Raw genomic sequence first — 14681 nt, forward strand, 5'->3', positions numbered from 1 at the left:
GCTGCTCTTAGGCGCGGCAGCCGGCCTTGGCACGTTCGCGCCCCATGGCGTCCTTCACATGCGGCGGCGCGTTGGGGAATTCCTTGGCGAGCTGGCCAAAGGCGGCACAGGCTTCGGCGGTCTTCTTCAACGCGGTGAGCGACATGCCGAGCTTGAGCAGGCTGTCGGGCGCCTTGGCATTCTTCGGATAGCCCTGGTAGCCCTGCAGGAAGGCGGCCGCCGATTGTTCGTACTGGCCGCGCACATAGTAGGTCTCGCCAAGCCAGTATTGCGCATTGCCGGCCAGCGGGTCCTGGCCATGGGCGCCAATGAATTCGCGGAAGGCGCCCTCGGCATCGGCATAATCGCTCTGCACCAGCAGCTTGTAGGCGTAGTCGTAGCGTTCCTTCGGCGTGCCGGCGGGCAGCCGGGCGCGGGCCGAAGCAGCGGGTGCCGCAGGCGCGGCGGCGACGCGGGCGGGCGCGCCAGCCTGGGCGCCGCCCTGGATGGGGCGGCCCTGGGCGTCCACCGGCATGCTGCCCAGCACGCCCTCGCGGCTCGGCGCCTGATTCGGATTGGAGGATGACTGGCCGGGAACGGCGGTAGGTGCCGCCGCAGTTTGCGCCGCCGTGCTCTGTGCAGGCGCACCGCCGCCGCCAGCCACGGGTGCGCCGGGCACAGGCTGGCTGCGTTCCAGGGCGTTCAGGCGGAAATCGATATCCTCTACCAGCTTGTCGAGGCGGCGCTGGGTCTGGATGTTTTTGTATTCCACTTCCTCGAAGCGGCCGATCAGGTCGCGGATCTGGTTCTCAAGCTGGTCGATGCGGGAATTCAGCCGGTTGGCGGCGCTGGTTTCGCCCTCGCCCGATTCAGTCAGAGAACCACTCGGCGCAGGCGCCGCACCCTGCGGCACGGGACCACCGCGATAGACCTGACGCTGCAGCGTGCGCAGGTCAGTCTCAAGCCGGTTGATGCGGTCGTAAAGCGCCTGATCATTCTGGGCCTGGGCAGCCCCGGCAGGCAGCAAAGCGATGCCGAGCAGACCGGCGAAAACAAGAGACGGCAGGATGCGAAACATGGGCTCACCCCTTATGGGCATAGCTGTATGGGCATAGCGATATCGCCGCGCGCCACTGGGCGCGAATCAGCGAACAGGGTGCGCGATTTTTACGGCGAAACCAAGGCGTCTCGCCAGCCATGGAACCCGCCAAACGGCAAAGAACCCAATCGGCGGAAACATAGCCCCGGAAACGAAAACACCCGCCTGCCGCCTGAACAAGTCAGGGGCTAGGCGGGTGCAATCTTTAAAGCCATCGCCCTGGCCGGCACGAAACCGGCCAAAGCTGTAAGGCTTAGTTCGACAGAACGGTCACGCCGCGGCGGTTCTGTGCCCAGGCGGCTTCGTTCGAGCCGAGAGCGACCGGGCGCTCCTTGCCGTAGGAGATCGTGGTCACGCGGTTGGCCGGGATGCCCTGGTTCACCAGGTAGGCCTTCACCGAGTTCGCACGGCGCTCGCCGAGAGCAAGGTTGTACTCGCGGGTGCCGCGTTCGTCGGCATGCCCCTCGATCACGACCTTCCACTGGCCATAGCGCTTCAGCCAGGCGGCCTGCTTGTCCAGGGTGGCCTTGCCGGCCGGCTTCACGTCGAACTTGTCATAGTCGAAGAACACGCGGTCGCCGACATTGACCTGGAAGTCCTGCACGGAGCCCGGGGCGATAGCGGTGGCGGTGGCAGCCGGAGCGGTGGCGGTGGCCGGAGCAGCGGAGGTGCCGCTGCCGCTGGTGCTGGCAGCCGGCTCCGGGGCCTTTTCGCAAGCGGCCAGGAACAGGCCCACGGCGGCAACGGCCAGGAACTTGGTGCCGAAGGTGTTGAGGCGCATAATGTTTTACCCCTCCAAGGGTTTGGTTTGGTGATCAGGTACCTGTTATTCGAACTTGCGGGCCATTGCCGTGCCCCCCTTTGGAGGATCACCGACCATAACCCACCGCCTTAAGCCTCAACCCGTTCCGTCTGCGATCCGCCCCGCCAGCGGTTTAGGTCTTGCGACTTAACCTGCGCCAGAGGAAAACGATGCCGGAACCGACGGTTCAAGCCACTGCGTCACTTTTAATCATATCCACCGCCTATACACGAATCAAGGTTGGCGGGGGCTAATCCACACTCCACGCAACGGATGCCGCTTTACTGCGGCATTTCTGCAACAGTTCCACGGGTTTTCAACCTAACGGATCAGTGCAGAGAGCGGAGACCAGGCCGGATCGGAGGCATCGATCGGGGTCGGAATCTCGCGTTCGTTGAAACCGGTCAGATCGATCGAGAACAGCCGCACCCTCTGGCCACGGCCCCGCGAATCAGCGGAACGTTCCCGGTAGAACATCAGTACACGGCCATTCGGCGCCCAGGTCGGGGCTTCCTGCACCATCGGCGAGGTGGTGAGGATGCGTTCGCCGGAGCCATCCGGGCGCATCACGCCAATGGCAAAGGTGCCGCCGCCTTCCTTGGTGAAGGCGATCAGGTCGCCGCGCGGCGACCAGACCGGGGTGGAATAGCGGCCCTGGCCGAAGCTGATGCGGCGCTGATTGGAACCATCGGAGTCCATCACATAGAGCTGCTTGGTGCCGCCGCGGTCGGAGTTGAAGGTCACCTGGCGGCCATCGGGCGAGAAGCTGGGCGAGGTATCGATAGCTGGATCAGACGTGAGCCGGCTGCGCGCACGGGTGCGCAGGTCCATCATGTAGATGTCTGAATTGCCATCCAGCGCCAGCGACATGATCACGCGATTGCCATCGGGCGAGAAACGCGGCGCGAAGGTCATGCCGGGGAAATCGCCAACCAGTTCCTGCTGTCCGGTATCGATGTTGAACAGATACACGCGCGGACGGTCGTTGAAATACGAGAGATAGGTGATTTCCTGCTGGCTCGGGCTGAAGCGCGGGGTCAGCACCAGGAAGCGGCCATCGGTGAGGAAGCGGTGATTCTCGCTATCCTGGTCCATGATGGCGAGGCGCTTGACGCGCTTGTCCGGTGTGCCGCTCTCGGCGACATAGACGATGCGGGTATCGAAATAGCCGTCCTCGCCGGTCACCTTCTTGTAGATCGCATCCGAGATCAGATGCGCCAGGCGGCGCCAGTTATCCGGCGTGGTGAACAGCGCCAGGCCGGTCATCTGCTGCTCGGCGGCAACATCCCAGAGGCGGAACTCGCCCCGCAGACGGCCATCGGCCTGCAACTCGATGCGGCCCGTCACCAGCGCATCCATGTTGATCACGCGCCAATCCTGGAAACGCGGCTGCACGCGCATGGCGGCGGGCGTCTGGATATGCGCCTTGGGATCGGCCGGGGCGAACAGGCCGGAGCGTTCGAGGTTGGCGCGGATGACGCGGGCGACATCACTGCCAAGTTTGGTCCCTTGCGGGTTATCGGCATCGAAATCCGAAATCGCGATCGGCACCGGGCGGATATTGCCCTTGGTGATATCGATTTCCACCCGTGCCTCGGCACTCTGGGCAGCAAACAGGAACAGGGAGAGCAGAACCAGCAGCCTGGACACGGCGGCAGTCTCGCCTTTTAGGAATTGCATTGCGTCCTCGGATCAAAGTTCAAAACGATTTCTTGCGTGAATTTGGCAATATCGGTGTTCGGCGGGAACTTGAACGGCACCGCCTTGAACACGGCACGCCGCGCGGCTTCCGCCGAGGCACGGTAATTTTCCTGGGTGTAAAGCCTCACGGCATCCAGCACTTCCGGCTGGGTTTTCAGCGAGCCATCGGGATTGAGCTGGAATTGCACGCGCACGACATGCTCGCGCGCATCGCGGCGGCCGCAATCCAGCGCCCATTTATCGTAGATCTGGCTGGCGATGAAATCCTTCTCGCTGATCGAGAGCGGCTGGCTCGGATCGGACGGGCCGACGGCGCGCGGGGCCGGCGGCGCCGGCGTGCGCTGCGCCACCTGCGGCTGGGCCTGGGCCTGCTGCTGCGCGGGCGCCGGCTTCTGCATCTTGTTCACCAGAGCGGCCACCGAGCTGAAATCCGGCGACTTGGCCTGGGTCTGCTGCGGCGGTGCCGGCGGCTTCGGCGGCTCGGGCTTGGCCACCGGCTTGGGCGGCTCAGGCTTCACTTCCGGCTTCGGCAGCGGCTCGGGCGGCGGCGGGGTCGGCTTGGCGGCTTCCACCGGCTTGGGCTGCGGCTGCGGCGGGGGTGGTGGCGGTGCCGCCGTCACCGGCTTGGGCGGTTCCGGCTTGGCCTCGGGCTTCGGCGGTTCCGGCTCCTGCTTCGGTTCCTGCTTGGCTTCCACCGGGATCGGCTGCGGCTTCGGCACGTTGCTCTTTTCGGCAATCGGCGCCAGTTCGGCCAGGATCACCGGCGGCTCCGGCACGCGTTCACGCTCGAAATACGGCAGGCCGAAGATTCCCACCGCGACCAGACTCGCGTGGAAAGCTGCGGAATACACATAGGAGCGACGCTGCACTGCCTTCTATCCTCTAACGCTGCCCGGCCCTAGCGGCGCCGGGTATTACTGCTGCCGCCCTGCGGCGGATTGCCGATCAGGGCCACCTTGGTGAAGCCGGCGGCATTCACCACGCCCATGACTTCCAGCACCTTGCCGTAATTCACCGCCTGATCGCCGCGCACGAAGATGCGGCGGTCCAGCGCGCCATTGGCGATAGCAGTTAAACGCGGCACCAGGGCATCCAGTTCCACGCCGGTTTCCTGCAGGAACACACCGCCCTTGGAATCGATGGTGATGGTGAGCGGTTCATCCTGGCCCGGTATCGCCGAGGCTTGCGTCTTGGGCAGATCGACCTGCACGCCGACGGTGAGCAGCGGCGCGGTGACCATGAACACGATCAGCAGCACCAGCATGACGTCGACCAGCGGCGTCACGTTGATGTCAGACATCGGCCGCCGCCGCATGCGGTGACCGCGGGTATCGCCGCCGGCGAGCTGGGCGCCCATCAGGCCGCCTCCTCGTCAAGCTGGCGGCTCATCAGGGCCTGGAATTCACCCGCGAAGCCCTCAAGCCGGATATTCAGCCGGCCGAGATCGTTGGAGAACTTGTTGTAGGCCATCACGGCGGGGATGGCGGCGAGCAGGCCGAGCGCGGTGGCGAACAGCGCCTCCGCGATGCCGGGCGCCACCACGGCCAGCGAGGTGTTCTTGCTGGCGGCGATGGAGTGGAAGGAATTCATGATGCCCCACACGGTGCCGAACAGGCCGACGAAGGGCGCCACCGAACCAACCGAGGCGAGGAAGCCGAGATAGCGCTCAAGCCGCTCCATCTCGCGGTCGATGGATACGCGCATGACCTGGCCGATGCGGACCTGCAGCGAACCCAGACCCTGCTTGCCGCGCACCAGGCCGCGCTCCGTCGAGCGGCGCCATTCGCGCATGGCGGCAACGAACAGCACCGCCATCGGATGCTGCGGCCCCATCTGCGACAGGCGGTCATAGAGCGTATCGAGCGAACCGCCGGACCAGAAATCATGCTCGAACTGATCGGTCTCGCGCAGCGTGCGGCGGATCTTGATCAGCTTGTCGAAAATGATCGCCCAGGACCAGAAGGACGCAATCACCAGCATCAGCATCACCGACTTGACGACCCAGTCGGCCTGCCAGAACAGCGCCCACATCGACAGGTCGGCAGCAGGACCGGAGCCACCGAGGGCAGCCGCACTCACAGTTCTATCCATAACGCCTCATTCCTTTTCAGTCTGGGTACCAGAGGATTGCGAAGAATTTGTTGAAAGTGTGGCGAACAGCGCCGTAATGGCGGCGGGAATCCGCCGTGGACGCCCTTCCAGCCCCATGCAGGCCAGGGTCACCTCGGCCACCGCCAGCTTGTCAGCCCCGCGCCATACCGCCTGATCCAGCACCAGGGTGGCGCCCCGGGCGGCTTTCAGGCGGGTCGCGACCACCAGGTCATCATGCAGCCGGGCCGGTTTGAGGTATTCGATGGCGCAGGCCCGCACGGCAAAAGCGATCTTCTGCTCCTGCAACAACCTGTCCTGGCTCACGCCCTGGCTCAGCAGCACGTCTGACCGCCCCCGCTCCGCGAATCGGAGATAATTGGCATAATAGACGATGCCGGCAGCGTCGGTGTCCTCCCATTGCACGCGCATGGGATAGAGGTGGCCCAGAGGGCGTTCCTGGGGGCTTTCCGTAGCGTCAGGCATCCATATCCTCGCCATCGAGCAGGCCAAGCTGGGAGGCATCGGGGCGCTTCGGTTCGGCCAGCCCGAGATGGGCAAAAGCCTGCGGCGTGAGCAGCCGGCCGCGCGGGGTGCGCTGCAGGAAACCCTGCTGGATCAGGTAGGGCTCGATGATGTCTTCCAGCGCGTCGCGCGGCTCGGAAAGCGCCGCCGCGATGGTTTCAACGCCGACCGGGCCGCCGCCGAAATCCCGTGCGATGACCGAGAGGTAGCGCCTGTCCATGGCATCGAGGCCACGGCCATCGACTTCCAGGCGGGTGAGCGCCGCATCGGCCTCCTTTGCGCCAACCACCGGGGCCTTGGAAACAACAGCGAAATCGCGCACCCGGCGCAGCAGCCGGCCGGCGACGCGCGGCGTGCCGCGCGCCCGCTTGGCGATTTCATGGGCGCCGGAGGCATCGAGATTGAGGTTCAGGATGCGGGCGCCACGGCTGACGATGAATTCCAGTTCGGCGACTTCGTAGAAATTCAGCCGCAGCGGGATGCCGAAGCGCTCGCGCAGCGGCGTGGTGAGCAGGCCGGACCGCGTGGTGGCGCCCACCAGGGTGAAGGGCGGCAGGTCGATACGCACACTGCGCGCCGAAGGCCCTTCGCCGATGATCAGGTCGAGCTGAAAATCCTCCATGGCGGGATAGAGGATTTCCTCCACCGCGGGATTGAGGCGATGGATTTCATCGATGAACAGCACGTCGCGGGCTTCGAGATTGGTCAACAAAGCCGCGAGGTCGCCGGCCTTGGCGATCACCGGGCCGGACGTGGCCTTGAAATTGACCCCCAGTTCGCGCGCCACGATCTGCGCCATGGTGGTCTTGCCGAGGCCCGGCGGGCCATGCAGCAGCACATGGTCCAGCGCCTCGCCGCGCTCGCGGGCGGCGGCAATGAAGATCGAGAGATTCTCCCGCGCCCGTGCCTGGCCGACGAAATCGCTCAATACCTGCGGCCGCAGATGGCGGTCGAGATCGTCGCCCTCGGCGGCTTTGCCGGAAATCAGGCGGTTGGCCTCGCTCATTTCGCCAGTTCCTTGAGGCCGAGGCGGATCAGTGCGGACACATCGGCCTTGTCACCCAGGCTGCGCGCCGCCTGCATCACCGCACCGAAGGCATCGGCGCGCTTGTAACCGAGATTGACCAGGGCCGAGAGCGCATCGGAGACAACACTCTGTTCCTGGCCGCCAGCACCCTCGCCCGCCGCCGGCGCGGCGGCTTCCGGCAGGCCGGCGGCAGCGGCGCCGAGGTCGAGGCCGCTCATCTTGTCCTTGAGTTCAGTCACCAGCCGCGCGGCCAGCTTCGGCCCGACGCCATCGCAGCGCGTCAGCATCGCCTTGTCGCCCGAGGCCAGCGCGCGGGTCAGTTCATCGGTGCTGAGCGAGCCGAGAATGGCCAGCGCCACCTTGGCGCCGACGCCCTGCACGGTCTGCAGCAGGGTGAACCAGGCGCGTTCGGCCTGGGTGAGGAAACCGAACAGGTGGATATGGTCTTCACGCACATGGGTTTCGATATGGAGCTGCACGGCTTCGCCCACCTTGGGCAGGCCACGCAGCGTGCGCGCCGAGCAGAATACCTGATAGCCGACGCCACCGACATCGATCACCAGCGCAGCCTCGCCCACGCTATCAAGCAGGCCCTTCAGCTTGGCGATCATCGTGCCGCCTGCGTCGCCAGATATGCCGCGGTTTCAGCGGCGCGGATGCGGCCCTGGGTGGCCGCCAGATGGGCATGGGCGATGGCGACGGCAAGTGCATCCGCCGCATCGGCGCCTTTCACCGCCACGCCGGGCAGCAGGCGCTTCACCATGGCGTGGACCTGTTCCTTCTCGGCATGGCCGACACCGACCACCGCCTTCTTGATCAGGTTCGGCGCATATTCGGCAACCGGCAGGCCGGCCTGGGCCGGCGCCAGCAGCACGATGCCGCGTGCCTGGCCCAGTTTCAGCGTGGAAGCCGGATTCTGGTTCACGAAGGTTTCTTCCACCGCCGCCGATTGCGGCTGCCATTCGGTCAGCACCTGCACCAGGGCGTCATGCAGGAAGCGCAGGCGATAGGCCAGTTCCTCATCCGGGTTGATGCGGATGGTGCCATGGGCGATATGGCGCAGCCGGTTGCCCTCGGCCTCGATCACGCCCCAGCCGGTGGCGCGCAATCCGGGATCAAGGCCGATGATGCGCGTCACCCCTGCCATCGCCGGCCTTACGACGCGAGCTTGCTCAGCTCGGCCTCCGAAATCTCGAAATTGGCGTAGACCTGCTGCACGTCGTCGGAATCCTCCAGCGTATCGAGCATCTTGATCAGGGTTTCCACCTTGTCGCCGGATACCGGGGTGACATTCTTCGGGCGCCACACGATGCGGGCCGATTTCGGCTCGCCGACGGCCTTTTCCAGCGCCTCGCGCACGGCGGCAAAATCATCCTGGCCGCAGGTGACTTCGTGTTCCTCGTCGCCCGACTGGCAATCCTCGGCGCCAGCCTCGATGGCGGCTTCCATCATCTTGTCGGCATTGGCGATGCCGGCCGGAAAGACGATCAGGCCAACGCGGTCGAACATGAACGACACTGAATTGGTTTCGCCAAGCTGGCCGCCATTCTTCGAGAAGGCGGCGCGCACTTCGCCGGCGGTGCGGTTGCGGTTGTCGGTCAGCGCCTCGACGATCACGGCAACGCCGCCGGGGCCATACCCCTCGTAGCGCACCTCTTCGTAATTATCCTGGCCGTCGCCGCCGGCACCACGCTTGATGGCGCGGTCCACCGTATCCTTGGGCATGTTGGCGGCGCGGGCGGCCTGGATGGCAGCGCGCAGCCGGGGATTGGTCGCCGGGTCGGGCTGGCCCATCTTCGCCGCGGTGGTCAACTCACGGATCAGCTTGGTGAAGACCTTCGCCTTCTTGGCATCCTGCGCACCCTTGCGGTGCATGATGTTCTTAAACTGGGAATGACCGGCCATGATCTACCTGCGCGGCAAAAACGGGGGGTGGAAGTGCGGCTACTGCGAATCGGGCATGTTTACCATATTTTCCGGTTTGCAGGCAGCCTAGTCGGTCGGTCGGATAAAGCCAGATGCGCCGAAAAGCAAGCCGCAGTACCATGGCGCGACATGCTTGACCTCTCCACCGCCACCGCCACCCTGCGGACGGGATACGCTTATTGGCAGGCGAAATGCGCCGGCCGACCGATGCCGGTCCGCGCCGACCTGCAACCGCCGGAAATGCTGCCGTTTCTCGGCCATATCCTGCTGCTGGACGTGCTGAACGGGCCGCGCGACTTCCGCTACCGCCTGATCGGCACGGCAGTGGATTCCCATATGAACGGCCGCTACACCGGCCTGCTGGCGAGCAGCCTGCCGCACCAGCGCGAGGGCAACCAGATGTGGCGCAATTTCTGCCATGTCGCCGATACCGGCCAACCGGTGTTCAGCCACGTTTCCTATGTCGGCAAGCACAAGGATTTCATGGCGGCTCAGGACCTGATCATGCCGCTGGGAACAGGGGGAATGGCAAGCGGGGCAATGGGCACGGCCGAGGCCGGCGTCGCCATGCTGTTCGTGGTGGTGGATTTCGCGCTGAAATCGCCGTCGCGCAGACTATTCGACTAGGGCCGCGACCTGGCGGCGCAGGGCCGGCAGCACCTCGGCGCCAAACCAGGGCTGGCGCTTCTGCCACGCGGTGTTGCGCCAGGAGGGATGCGGCAGCGGGAAGAAGCCCCGGGCCAGATGCAGGCTGAAATCGCGCACCGTTTCGGTCATCTGCCGGGTGCCGAGATAGCGCGCCTGGGCATAGGAGCCGACCAGCAGGGTGAGCGCGATATCGGGCAGGTGCCGGCGCAGCTTTTCATGCCAGAGCGGCGCGCATTCCGGCCGGGGCGGCGCATCGCCACCGGCTGGATTGACGCCGGGATAGCAGAACCCCATCGGCATGATGGCGATGCGGCTGGTGTCGTAGAAGGTATCTCGGTCAAGTCCGAGCCAGGCGCGGAGCTGGTCGCCGGAGCGGTCATTCCAGGGGATGCCGGTTTCGTGCACCCGGGTGCCAGGCGCCTGGCCGATGATCAGCAGCCGGGCGCGCGGATCAAGCCGCACCACCGGACGCGGCCCGAGCGGCAATTCAGCCGCGCAGACGCGGCAGGCCGCGACTTCGGCCAGCAGTTTTTTAAACGATTGCACTCTGGGCAAGGCGCCCACCCAGGCGCACCGGCTGGATGCGGGTGGCAAGCCCGGTGCGGTCATCGGTTTCGAGATAGACGGCGCAGAGCGTCGCCTCGCCATTGGCAGGCTCGAAACGGCCCGAGGGAATCTTGCGCAGGAAGCGGCTGAGCGGCTCGGTCTTTTCCATGCCGATCACCGAATTGTAGTCGCCGCACATGCCGGCATCGGTCTGGTAGGCGGTGCCGCCGGGCAGGATCTGCGCATCCGCCGTCGGGATATGGCTATGGGTGCCGCAGACCATGGAGACGCGGCCATCGAGGAAATGGCCCATCGCCATCTTCTCGGATGTCGCCTCGGCATGGATATCCACCAGGATCAGGTCGACGCTGGCACCAAGGCGGTATTTCGCCAGTTCAGCATCGATGCTGGCAAACGGATCATCCAGCGGGTCCATGAACACGCGGCCCATCACCTGCGCCACCAGCACGCGCTTGCCCTGCGGCGTGGTGAACAGGGCCGAGCCGCGCCCCGGTGTTCCTTTCGGGTAATTCAGCGGCCGGATCAGCTTCACGTCGGACTGGATATAGGCCAGCGTCTCGCGCTGGTCCCAGGAATGGTTGCCGAGCACGATGGTATCGACGCCGGCTTCATAGAGTTCGGCGCAGATGCGGCTGGTGATGCCGAAACCGGCAGCCGCATTCTCGCCATTCACCACCACGAAATCGAGGCCGAGTTCGCGGCGCAGCACGGGAATGCGCGCAATCACCGCATCGCGCCCGGAACGTCCGACAATATCTCCACAATACAGCAGCTTCACCCGACTACCCGCCTTCCTCTTTACACTTAATAGCACCGCGCTCGGTCACCACCCAATCCAGCCGCTCATCCCGCGCCCAGCATGGCACCTCTGGCACCTGCTGCACGGCGAAGGCATAGCCGACACAGAGCGGCGGCTTCATGCCATCGCGGCGCAACGCACCGAGCGTAGCATCATAATATCCCGCCCCAAGCCCGAGCCTGCCGCCCTGGCGGTCGAAACCCAGCAGCGGCACCAGCACCAGATCAGGCCGCACATCTACAGCACTTTCCGGCGGCGCCGGAATGCCATAGCGGCCCGGCAGCAACTTCGCCTCATCGCCATCCCAGAGCCGGAAGCCAAGCGGCAGGCTATCGGCCCGCACCGCCGGCAACAGGATGCGCGCGGCGAACTCGGCGCGCAACCGCGCCAGCAGGGGGCGCGGATCGATCTCGCTCGGCAGCGGCCAGTAGCCGGCGATTGCCATGCCTGGCGTTAGCGGAATACCAGCGATGAAGCGTTCCGCCGCCACGCCGGCAATCGCCGCGCCATTGGCATTGGAGGCTTCCTGGCGGCGCTGGCGCAGCTTCGGCCTGAGCGCCGCCTTGGCGGCCTGGATATCGTCGAGATCGTCTATCTGGGCCATCAATTCTGCGGGGCGAATAAGTGGACGGTGCCCACCGTGGCCGTCGGCATGAATCCAACCTCTGTAGGCCTGGCGTACCAGGTGGGCGCCGTATGTCCGGAACCTCGGCTCCGGCCAGGGACAGCTCCCTGAGAGATCAGCATTGGCCCCAGGGTTGTGAAAACCTAACGCACCGGGCAGGAACACCGTCCGGCGGGCAATGTAGGGCGCTTGGCCCCGCCCCGCAACCTTGCTAAAGCAGAAGGCGGAAAACTGAGCCTTATCGGGATGAAACGATGCGTGTGGTGGTAACGGGAGCCGCTGGTTTCATTGGCCGGCGCCTGGTGCGTGAACTGGTGAGCCGGGGCCGCCTGCGCGATGCCATGGGCCATGAGCGCGCCATCACCGATCTGCTGCTGCTCGACCGCACCGGCATCGACCTGCCCGACTGGAACCTGCCGCCGGAAGCCGCGCGCATCGGCATCCGCACGGCGGCCGGCGATCTTGCCGATGCCGATTTCCGTGCCCGCGCCTTGGCCCAGCCCTTCGACAGCCTGTTCCATCTGGCGGCAACGCTGACCACCGATGCCGAACGCGATATCGAAACCGGCCTGCGCGTCAATGTCGGCGGCCTGCTCGACCTGCTCAGCCTCTGCCGCCAGCAGGCGGCGCCGCCGAAAGTCGTGTTCGCCAGTTCGATTGCCACCTTCGGCGGCGCGCTGCCGGAAACCGTGGAGGATGATTGCGTGCAGCAGCCGCAGACATCCTATGGCACGCACAAGGTGATCGCGGAAATGCTGCTGGACGACCATAGCCGCCATGGCGTGCTGGATGGCCGCAGCCTGCGCCTGCCCATCGTGCTGATCCGGCCCGGCAACGCCGTCGATTCCGTATCCGACCGCGTTGCCGCCGTGCTGCGCGAGCCGCTGCGCGGCGAACCTGTTGCTTGTCCTTTGCCGCCGGAAAGCTGGCTCACGGTGGCGTCTGTCGGCACCGTGGCGCGCGGCCTCATCGGCGTGCATGAATTGCCGCGCGAAGCCTTCGGGCCAAGCCGCGCCATCAACCTGCCGGCCTTGAGCGTCACCATCGCGATGATGATCGAGAGCCTGCGCCGCGTGGCCGGCGACAGGCGCCTCGGCCCCATCGGCTGGGCGCCGGATGAAAAACTGATCCGCATCGTCGCCGGCTGGCCGAAGCATTTCGACTCAGCCCGCGCGCGGCGGCTGGGCATCCTGCCCGATGCCGACATGGATGCGATCATCCAGGATTACCTCGCCCATGAAGGCGCCGCATGAGTGATACGCCGCTGCCGGTCTGCATCATCGGCGCCGGCTCCAGCGGCGTGGCGGCAGCGAAGGCACTGAAGCAGGCCGGCATCGCGTTTGACTGTTTCGAGATCGGCTCAGCGATCGGCGGCAACTGGCGCTACGAGAACGATAACGGCCTGTCCTCGGCCTATCGCAGCCTGCATATCGATACCAGCCGCAAGAACCTGCAATACCCGGATTTCCCGACGCCCGACGACTGGCCGGATTTCCCCAGCCACTGGCAGGTGATGCAGTATCTGGAAGCCTACGCCGAACGCTTCGGCGTGTTGCCGCATATCCGCTTCCACAGCACCGTGACCGATGTGGCGCCGGAAGCCGGCAACTGGCGCGTCACGCTGCAAGGCGGCGAGAGCAGGCTCTACCGCGCCGTGCTGGTTGCCAACGGCCATCTCTGGGATGCGCGCTGGCCGAGTTTCCCCGGCCAGTTCGACGGCGAGCAGATCCACTCGCATGATTACAAGACCGCAGCACCCTTCGAGGGCAAGCATGTGCTGGTGGTGGGCCTGGGCAATTCGGCGGTGGATATCGCCGTCGATCTCTGCCGCCGTGCCGCCAGCGTGCAGCTATCCACCCGGCGCGGCGCCTGGATCATGCCAAAATACATCCTCGGCATCCCCACCGACCGCTGGTCGGCCTTCCTGATCCGCAAGCTGAAACTGCCCACCATCGTGGCGCGCGCCATCGTATCGAAGCTGATGTATCTCACCGTCGGCGACCAGGAACGCTATGGCGTGAAGAAGCCGCCGCATCCGATGTGGCGCGAACATGCCACCATCAGCCAGGAACTGCTGCCCTATATCGGCCATGGCTGGATCACCATGCGGCAGAATCCGCGCGAGCTGCGCGGCGACAAGGTGCTGTTCGCCGATGGCATCGAAGCCCGTGTCGATGCCATCATCCATGCCACCGGCTATCACACCAGTTTCCCGTTCCTGAAGCCCGACATCTTCAGCGTGCGGGACGGCGAGCCGGTGCGGCTCTACCGCCGCATGCTCAGCGCCGCGCATGCCGGGCTGTATTTCGTCGGCCTGGTGCAGCCGATCGGCGCCACGATCCCGCTGGTGGAAATCCAGGCGCGCTGGCTGGCCGCTGTGCTGGCGGGCCGCATCGCCCTGCCCGACCGCGCGGTGATGGACGCCGAGATAACCGCGCATCATGCCGGCGTGAAACGACGCTATGTGAACAGCGCGCGCTATACCCTGGAAGTGGATTTCCGCGATTACGCCGGCGCCCTGCGCACCGACATGGCGGCGGGAAAAACCGGCTAGGGCGTTTCCAGCTTGGCGGCGATGTCTTCGAGCTTCTGCGCCAGGCCGAGCAGGGCATCGGCGCCGTTCTTGTCGGCTTCCTGGCCACGGCGCAGGACGGCGACATCCTCGCGCAACTGCACCAGGTCGCGCTGCGCCACTTCCAGGTCATCGGCCATGGTCAGCGCCGCCATCAGCATCAGCCGCGCCTCGCCCACCTGGCCGACCAGGGCGGCAAGCTCGCGCACCCGCACATCGACCAGGCCGGACAGCCGCTCGACCTGGGCTTCCTCGCCATCGTCGCAGCCGATCGGGTAGACGCGGCCATTGATGGTGACATTCACCTCGCCCATGACGCTCTC

18 protein-coding genes and 1 other RNA gene are annotated in these 14681 nt (G+C 65.6%); 3 read left to right on the top strand and 16 right to left on the bottom strand.

The features are described from left to right. Nucleotides 1-7 precede the first annotated feature (7 nt). The 11 genes from ybgF to ACQY7X_RS01395 form a co-directional block, all read right to left on the bottom strand. Nucleotides 8-1057, bottom strand: coding sequence for a tol-pal system protein YbgF (ybgF, locus tag ACQY7X_RS01345; protein ID WP_428248041.1), 1050 nt, complete (start codon nt 1055-1057; stop codon nt 8-10). A 274-nt stretch (nt 1058-1331) separates the two neighbouring features. Beyond that, on the bottom strand, nt 1332-1859 hold the full coding sequence (gene pal, locus ACQY7X_RS01350; RefSeq protein ID WP_428248042.1) for a peptidoglycan-associated lipoprotein Pal: 528 nt from the start codon (nt 1857-1859) through the stop codon (nt 1332-1334). Between the two features lie 342 nt (nt 1860-2201). Beyond that, nucleotides 2202-3560 carry a Tol-Pal system beta propeller repeat protein TolB gene (gene tolB, locus ACQY7X_RS01355; protein ID WP_428248043.1) on the bottom strand — a complete coding sequence of 453 codons (1359 nt, stop codon included), beginning with the start codon at nt 3558-3560 and terminating at the stop codon, nt 2202-2204. Then, on the bottom strand, nt 3548-4450 hold the full coding sequence (locus ACQY7X_RS01360) for a hypothetical protein (RefSeq protein WP_428248044.1): 903 nt from the start codon (nt 4448-4450) through the stop codon (nt 3548-3550). The genes tolB and ACQY7X_RS01360 overlap by 13 nt, the downstream gene beginning before the upstream one ends. A 29-nt stretch (nt 4451-4479) precedes the next feature. After that, entirely contained in the window at nt 4480-4938 is a 459-nt protein-coding gene (gene tolR / locus ACQY7X_RS01365) for a protein TolR (protein WP_428248045.1), read from the bottom strand. Continuing rightward, the gene (gene tolQ / locus ACQY7X_RS01370; protein WP_428248046.1) at nt 4938-5672 is read right to left on the bottom strand and encodes a protein TolQ; all 735 of its coding nucleotides are present in this window, start codon (nt 5670-5672) and stop codon (nt 4938-4940) included. The genes tolR and tolQ overlap by 1 nt, the downstream gene beginning before the upstream one ends. A 6-nt stretch (nt 5673-5678) precedes the next feature. Further along, a complete protein-coding gene (locus tag ACQY7X_RS01375; protein WP_428248047.1) occupies nt 5679-6155 on the bottom strand; it encodes a YbgC/FadM family acyl-CoA thioesterase in 477 nt (158 codons plus the stop codon). Beyond that, nucleotides 6148-7200 (bottom strand): Holliday junction branch migration DNA helicase RuvB, encoded by a 1053-nt coding sequence (ruvB, locus tag ACQY7X_RS01380; RefSeq protein ID WP_428248048.1) that lies wholly within the window; start codon nt 7198-7200, stop codon nt 6148-6150. Before ruvB ends, ACQY7X_RS01375 begins: the two co-directional genes overlap by 8 nt. Beyond that, nucleotides 7197-7832, bottom strand: coding sequence for a Holliday junction branch migration protein RuvA (gene ruvA / locus ACQY7X_RS01385; RefSeq protein ID WP_428248049.1), 636 nt, complete (start codon nt 7830-7832; stop codon nt 7197-7199). Before ruvA ends, ruvB begins: the two co-directional genes overlap by 4 nt. After that, nucleotides 7829-8368, bottom strand: coding sequence for a crossover junction endodeoxyribonuclease RuvC (gene ruvC, locus ACQY7X_RS01390; RefSeq protein ID WP_428248050.1), 540 nt, complete (start codon nt 8366-8368; stop codon nt 7829-7831). Before ruvC ends, ruvA begins: the two co-directional genes overlap by 4 nt. 8 nt (nt 8369-8376) lie before the next feature. Continuing rightward, a complete protein-coding gene (locus tag ACQY7X_RS01395; protein ID WP_428248051.1) occupies nt 8377-9126 on the bottom strand; it encodes a YebC/PmpR family DNA-binding transcriptional regulator in 750 nt (249 codons plus the stop codon). Nucleotides 9127-9276: 150 nt separating this feature from the next. Between ACQY7X_RS01395 and ACQY7X_RS01400 the strand changes: the two genes are divergently transcribed. Further along, nucleotides 9277-9774, top strand: a complete 498-nt coding sequence (locus ACQY7X_RS01400) for a PAS domain-containing protein (protein WP_428248052.1) — start codon at nt 9277-9279, stop codon at nt 9772-9774. Here ACQY7X_RS01400 and ACQY7X_RS01405 read toward each other — a convergent pair. The 4 genes from ACQY7X_RS01405 to ssrS all read right to left on the bottom strand — a co-directional run bounded on the left by ACQY7X_RS01405 (nt 9763) and on the right by ssrS (nt 11951). Continuing rightward, on the bottom strand, nt 9763-10341 hold the full coding sequence (locus ACQY7X_RS01405; protein WP_428248053.1) for a uracil-DNA glycosylase family protein: 579 nt from the start codon (nt 10339-10341) through the stop codon (nt 9763-9765). The two genes, ACQY7X_RS01400 and ACQY7X_RS01405, sit on opposite strands and share 12 nt — an antisense overlap. Continuing rightward, a complete protein-coding gene (locus ACQY7X_RS01410; RefSeq protein WP_428248054.1) occupies nt 10328-11140 on the bottom strand; it encodes a TIGR00282 family metallophosphoesterase in 813 nt (270 codons plus the stop codon). The genes ACQY7X_RS01405 and ACQY7X_RS01410 overlap by 14 nt, the downstream gene beginning before the upstream one ends. A 4-nt stretch (nt 11141-11144) precedes the next feature. Further along, complete coding sequence (locus tag ACQY7X_RS01415; RefSeq protein WP_428248055.1) at nt 11145-11765, bottom strand: 5-formyltetrahydrofolate cyclo-ligase; 621 nt, start codon at nt 11763-11765, stop codon at nt 11145-11147. A gap of 24 nt (nt 11766-11789) precedes the next feature. Beyond that, nucleotides 11790-11951, bottom strand: a non-coding RNA gene (gene ssrS / locus ACQY7X_RS01420) — 6S RNA. 89 nt (nt 11952-12040) lie between these two features. Between ssrS and ACQY7X_RS01425 the strand changes: the two genes are divergently transcribed. Both ACQY7X_RS01425 and ACQY7X_RS01430 read left to right on the top strand, forming a co-directional pair. Continuing rightward, on the top strand, nt 12041-13039 hold the full coding sequence (locus tag ACQY7X_RS01425; protein ID WP_428248056.1) for an NAD-dependent epimerase/dehydratase family protein: 999 nt from the start codon (nt 12041-12043) through the stop codon (nt 13037-13039). Beyond that, complete coding sequence (locus tag ACQY7X_RS01430) at nt 13036-14340, top strand: flavin-containing monooxygenase (RefSeq protein WP_428248057.1); 1305 nt, start codon at nt 13036-13038, stop codon at nt 14338-14340. The genes ACQY7X_RS01425 and ACQY7X_RS01430 overlap by 4 nt, the downstream gene beginning before the upstream one ends. Here ACQY7X_RS01430 and ACQY7X_RS01435 read toward each other — a convergent pair. Continuing rightward, a complete protein-coding gene (locus ACQY7X_RS01435; protein WP_428248058.1) occupies nt 14337-14672 on the bottom strand; it encodes a cell division protein ZapA in 336 nt (111 codons plus the stop codon). The genes ACQY7X_RS01430 and ACQY7X_RS01435 overlap by 4 nt on opposite strands. Nucleotides 14673-14681: the final 9 nt, after the last annotated feature.

The sequence above is a fragment of the Ferrovibrio sp. genome, from assembly GCF_965278975.1.
In the GTDB taxonomy this organism is placed as follows: Bacteria; Pseudomonadota; Alphaproteobacteria; order Ferrovibrionales; family Ferrovibrionaceae; genus Ferrovibrio.

Coding starts and splice junctions, on each gene's coding strand:
- ybgF (WP_428248041.1), bottom strand. CDS start 1,057: ATGTTTCGCATCCTGCCGTCTCTTGTTTTCGCCGGTCTGCTCGGCATC.
- pal (WP_428248042.1), bottom strand. CDS start 1,859: ATGCGCCTCAACACCTTCGGCACCAAGTTCCTGGCCGTTGCCGCCGTG.
- tolB (WP_428248043.1), bottom strand. CDS start 3,560: ATGCAATTCCTAAAAGGCGAGACTGCCGCCGTGTCCAGGCTGCTGGTT.
- tolR (WP_428248045.1), bottom strand. CDS start 4,938: ATGGGCGCCCAGCTCGCCGGCGGCGATACCCGCGGTCACCGCATGCGG.
- tolQ (WP_428248046.1), bottom strand. CDS start 5,672: ATGGATAGAACTGTGAGTGCGGCTGCCCTCGGTGGCTCCGGTCCTGCT.
- ACQY7X_RS01375 (WP_428248047.1), bottom strand. CDS start 6,155: ATGCCTGACGCTACGGAAAGCCCCCAGGAACGCCCTCTGGGCCACCTC.
- ruvB (WP_428248048.1), bottom strand. CDS start 7,200: ATGAGCGAGGCCAACCGCCTGATTTCCGGCAAAGCCGCCGAGGGCGAC.
- ruvA (WP_428248049.1), bottom strand. CDS start 7,832: ATGATCGCCAAGCTGAAGGGCCTGCTTGATAGCGTGGGCGAGGCTGCG.
- ruvC (WP_428248050.1), bottom strand. CDS start 8,368: ATGGCAGGGGTGACGCGCATCATCGGCCTTGATCCCGGATTGCGCGCC.
- ACQY7X_RS01395 (WP_428248051.1), bottom strand. CDS start 9,126: ATGGCCGGTCATTCCCAGTTTAAGAACATCATGCACCGCAAGGGTGCG.
- ACQY7X_RS01400 (WP_428248052.1), top strand. CDS start 9,277: ATGCTTGACCTCTCCACCGCCACCGCCACCCTGCGGACGGGATACGCT.
- ACQY7X_RS01415 (WP_428248055.1), bottom strand. CDS start 11,765: ATGGCCCAGATAGACGATCTCGACGATATCCAGGCCGCCAAGGCGGCG.
- ACQY7X_RS01425 (WP_428248056.1), top strand. CDS start 12,041: ATGCGTGTGGTGGTAACGGGAGCCGCTGGTTTCATTGGCCGGCGCCTG.
- ACQY7X_RS01430 (WP_428248057.1), top strand. CDS start 13,036: ATGAGTGATACGCCGCTGCCGGTCTGCATCATCGGCGCCGGCTCCAGC.
- ACQY7X_RS01435 (WP_428248058.1), bottom strand. CDS start 14,672: ATGGGCGAGGTGAATGTCACCATCAATGGCCGCGTCTACCCGATCGGC.